Annotated in this window: 4 protein-coding genes; all 4 read left to right on the top strand. The window is 68.8% G+C overall.

What is annotated here, in order from left to right; all coding sequences use genetic code 11:
* On the top strand, positions 1-1701 hold a 1701-nt coding region (gene edd / locus E8F11_RS08730; RefSeq protein WP_280288448.1), incomplete at its 5' end, for a phosphogluconate dehydratase.
* A 74-nt stretch (positions 1702-1775) separates the two neighbouring features.
* Positions 1776-2609 carry a D-hexose-6-phosphate mutarotase gene (locus E8F11_RS08725; RefSeq protein WP_280288447.1) on the top strand — a complete coding sequence of 278 codons (834 nt, stop codon included), beginning with the start codon at positions 1776-1778 and terminating at the stop codon, positions 2607-2609.
* 359 nt (positions 2610-2968) lie between these two features.
* A complete protein-coding gene (locus E8F11_RS08720) occupies positions 2969-3658 on the top strand; it encodes a bifunctional 4-hydroxy-2-oxoglutarate aldolase/2-dehydro-3-deoxy-phosphogluconate aldolase (RefSeq protein WP_280288446.1) in 690 nt (229 codons plus the stop codon).
* 178 nt (positions 3659-3836) lie between these two features.
* Positions 3837-4016: hypothetical protein (locus E8F11_RS30155; RefSeq protein ID WP_348529760.1), on the top strand; the 180-nt coding region annotated here is incomplete at its 3' end.

Genomic DNA, 4016 nt, shown 5'->3' with positions numbered 1-4016 from the left:
GCCAACTTCGCCCACGGGGTCGCCGGCTGCGGCGGCGGCGACAAGCAGCGCCTGCGCCTGCTGGACTCGGCCAACGTGGCCATCGTCACCGCCTACAACGACATGCTCTCGGCGCACCAGCCCTACGAGGACTACCCGGAGAAGCTTCGCCAGGCCCTGCGCGAGATTGGCTCGGTGGGCCAGGTGGCCGGCGGCGTGCCGGCCATGTGCGACGGCGTCACCCAGGGCGAGCCGGGCATGGAGCTGGGCATCGCCAGCCGCGAGGTGATCGCGCTGTCCACCGCGGTGGCGCTGTCGCACAACATGTTCGATGCGGCGCTGTTCCTCGGCATCTGCGACAAGATCGTTCCCGGCCTGCTGATGGGCGCGCTGCGCTTCGGCCACCTGCCGTCGATCTTCGTCCCCGCCGGGCCGATGCCCTCCGGGCTGTCGAACAAGGACAAGGCCGAGGTGCGCCAGCGCTACGCCGAGGGCAAGGCCAGCCGCGACGAGCTGCTGGCGTCGGAGATGGCGGCCTACCACAGCCCCGGCACCTGCACCTTCTACGGCACCGCCAACACCAACCAGATGCTCATGGAGATCATGGGCCTGCACCTGCCGGGCGCCTCCTTCGTCAACCCGAATACCCCGCTGCGCGAGGCGCTGACCGTGGCGACCGCGCGCCAGGTCACCCGCCTGACCAAACAGAGCGGGCAGTTCCTGCCGCTCGGCGAGCTCGTCGACGAGCGCGTGCTGATCAACGCGGTGGTGGCCCTGCACGCCACCGGCGGCTCGACCAACCACACCCTGCACCTGCCGGCGATCGCCCAGGCCGCCGGCGTCCAGCTGACCTGGCAGGACATGGCCGAGCTGTCCGAGGTGGTGCCGACCCTGGCCCACGTCTATCCCAACGGCCAGGCCGACATCAACCACTTCCACGCCGCCGGCGGGGTGGCCTTCCTGGTGCGCGAGCTGCTCGACGCCGGCTTGCTCCATGAGGAGGTCAACACCGTGATGGGCCGCGGCCTGCGCCGCTACACCCAGGAGCCGTTCCTCGCCGACGGCCAGCTGGTCTGGCGCGAGGGTGCCGGCCAGAGCTTGGACGCGAGCATCCTGCGCCCGGTGGCGAACCCCTTCTCGGCGGAGGGCGGGCTGCGGGTGATGGTCGGCAACCTCGGCCGCGGGGTGATGAAGGTCTCCGCGGTGGCGCCCGAACACCAGGTGGTGGAAGCGCCGGTGCGGGTGTTCCACGACCAGCAGGCGCTGGCCGAGGCCTTCCAGGCCGGCGAGCTGGACCGCGACCTGGTGGCGGTGATGCGCTTCCAGGGCCCACGCAGCAACGGCATGCCCGAGCTGCACAAGTTGACCCCCTACCTCGGCGTGCTGCAGGACCGAGGCTACCGGGTGGCGCTGGTCACCGACGGGCGCATGTCCGGCGCCTCGGGCAAGATCCCGGCGGCGATCCACGTCTGCCCGGAAGCCTTCGACGGCGGTCCGCTGGCGCGGGTGCGCGATGGCGACCTGCTCCGCGTCGACGGCCAGGCCGGGACCCTGGAACTGTTGGTGGACGCCGCCGAGTTCGCCGCGCGCGAGCCGGCGCGCTGGGACCTGGAGCCCAACGTCGGCACCGGCCGCGAGCTGTTCGCCTTCATGCGCGAGGCGTTCAGCACGGCGGAGCAGGGCGCCAGTGCCTTCACCCGCAACCTGGAGAGCCTGAAGTGAAGCCAGCTGCGCCTGGCGGGCTGCGTCGCGCCGAGCCATCCAGGACGCGGGAAGGGGAGGTAGCGGAGTCGCCCTTGTCGACGCTGCTGCGCCCGGCCGCCGGCCAGCCGTTCCGCTGGGCCGAGCACCAGGGCCGCGAGCTGCTGCTGGTGGAGCATCCGCGCTGCCAGGCGGTATTCAGTCGCCAGGGCGGGCAGCTGCTGCACTACCAGCCCACTGGCGAGCGCCCGCTGCTCTGGTGCGCGTCGCGCTGGCCGAGGATCGGCGCCATCCGTGGCGGGGTACCGGTGTGCTGGCCCTGGTTCGGCCGCCATCCGATGGAGGGCGGCTGGCCCCATCATGGCTGGGCACGCCTGACCGATTGGCGCTTGACCGCCAAGGAAGCCTTCGACGCCGGCGTGCACCTGAGCTGGCGTCTGGAGCTGCACGATTGGGTGGTGGAGCTGGAGGCGGAGCTGGGTGACGAGATGCGCCTGCAGCTCAGTACCCGCCACCGCGACAGTGAGCCCTGCGTACTCAGTCATGCATTGCATGCCTACTGGCGGGTCAGTGATGTGGCGCGGGTCGGCCTGCTCGGGCTGGACGGTGCCGAAGGCAGTGATCTGCTGGCTCGCGAGCCGTGCCGGCAGGAAGGTGAGCTGCGTATCGTCGATGGCTGTCACAGGGTCTTCCACCAGGGCAGCAAGGTGCACATCCAGGACCCGGGCTGGCAGCGGCGCATCCGCGTGGATGGCAGCGGCAATCCCGATACGGTGGTCTGGCATCCCGGCAGTCGGCCGCTCAGTGATGTGAGCTGGGCCGAGGGGCTGGGCTTCGTCGTCGTGGAAGCAGCGGCCTGCGGGGAAAACAGCCTGACCCTGGCGCCGAGCGAGGAAGCCCGCCTGAGCCTGCGGGCCAGGGTGGCCTGACCGCCCGCGGCGATGACCGTTATCTACGGCGGGCCAGCATCCCCATGCCCGAGAGGTTGCCTCGACAGACATCCTGTCTTTTCCTGCTCTCCCGCACCGAGGTCCGGACGCCGGTTCCTGCAGCTCCGGTATCCCGAAACGCCATCTCCTGATGCGCAGGAATTCCCGACGAGGGGATGCGTCGTTTTTTGAAATGTTGTTATTATTACTACATTGATCTGGATGCTTCGCCATTCTAAAGGCGGACGCATCATTAAATGATTATAAAAACCACAAATCCTGGTGCCTGCCGTTGAAGCAGGCTTCTTGATCCAGACCCGGAAAATCTACCCGTGCCCCAGAGCCCGAAGGACCGTCCAATGACCAGCATCCCCAACAACGCGGCAGGCAGCCGCGTCGCCGTGCCAAGCATGGTCGAGAAGGTCGCCATCATCGATCAGTTGTGCGGCGCCGCGCGTATCCTTCCGGTGATCACCATCGAGCGCGAGCAGGACGTCCTGCCGCTGGCCGACGCCCTGGCCGCCGGCGGCCTGCGCACCCTGGAAATCACCCTGCGCTCGGAACACGGCCTGGCTGCCATCCGCACCTTGCGCGAGCAGCGCCCGGAACTGTGCGTCGGCGCCGGCACCGTGCTCGATGAGCTGATGCTGGCCGAGGCCGAAGCCGCCGGTTCGCAGTTCATTGTCACCCCCGGCTGCACCGCCGAGCTGCTGCGCGCCGGCGTCTACAGCCCGCTGCCGCTGTTGCCGGGGATCAGCAGTGCCTCCGAGATCATGCTCGGCTACGCCCTGGGCTACCGGCGCTTCAAGCTGTTCCCGGCGGAAATCTGCGGCGGCATCAAGGCCCTCAAGGCCTTTGGCGGACCCTTCCCCGGCACCCGTTTCTGCCCCACCGGCGGGGTCAACCCCGCTAACCTGCGCGACTACATGGCCCTGGCCAATGTGATGTGCGTGGGCGGCACCTGGATGCTGGACAAGGCCTGGATCCGCAACGGCGATTGGCAGCGGATCGAGGACTGTTCCGCCGAGGCGCTGCAGCTGCTGGGCTGAGGCCGGCGAAGGCGCTGCTTGCTTTTTTGTGGGGGCGAATTCATTCGCTGAGGGGCACGCAGTGCCCCATGGGATTCCCGAGGGCAGCCCTTCGGCCTGCTCCGCGAATGAATTCGCCCCCACAGGGTTCCTATCCGCCCTGGCAGTCCCGTAGCCCGGATGCAATCCGGGGATGGCAATGATTCCTGGAGGTTCCACTAGCGTGCATACCCAACCTCATCACCTGGCTCCACTCGACGTGACCCGCCTGGACAGCTGGCAGGCGCTGGCCGCCCACCGCAAGGCCATGCAGCAGTTCAGCCTGCGCCAGGCCTTCGCCGACGACCCCGAACGCTTCCAGCACTTCAGCCTCAACGCC

The sequence above is a fragment of the Pseudomonas sp. BN417 genome (genome assembly GCF_029871205.1).
In the GTDB taxonomy this organism is placed as follows: Bacteria; Pseudomonadota; Gammaproteobacteria; order Pseudomonadales; family Pseudomonadaceae; genus Metapseudomonas.
The sequence above is the reverse complement of the archived record's forward strand: the minus strand, read 5'-3'. Positions and strand labels throughout refer to the sequence as shown.

Excerpts from the sequence above, each read along its gene's own strand:
- E8F11_RS08720 (WP_280288446.1), top strand. The coding sequence starts at position 2,969 with ATGACCAGCATCCCCAACAACGCGGCAGGCAGCCGCGTCGCCGTGCCA.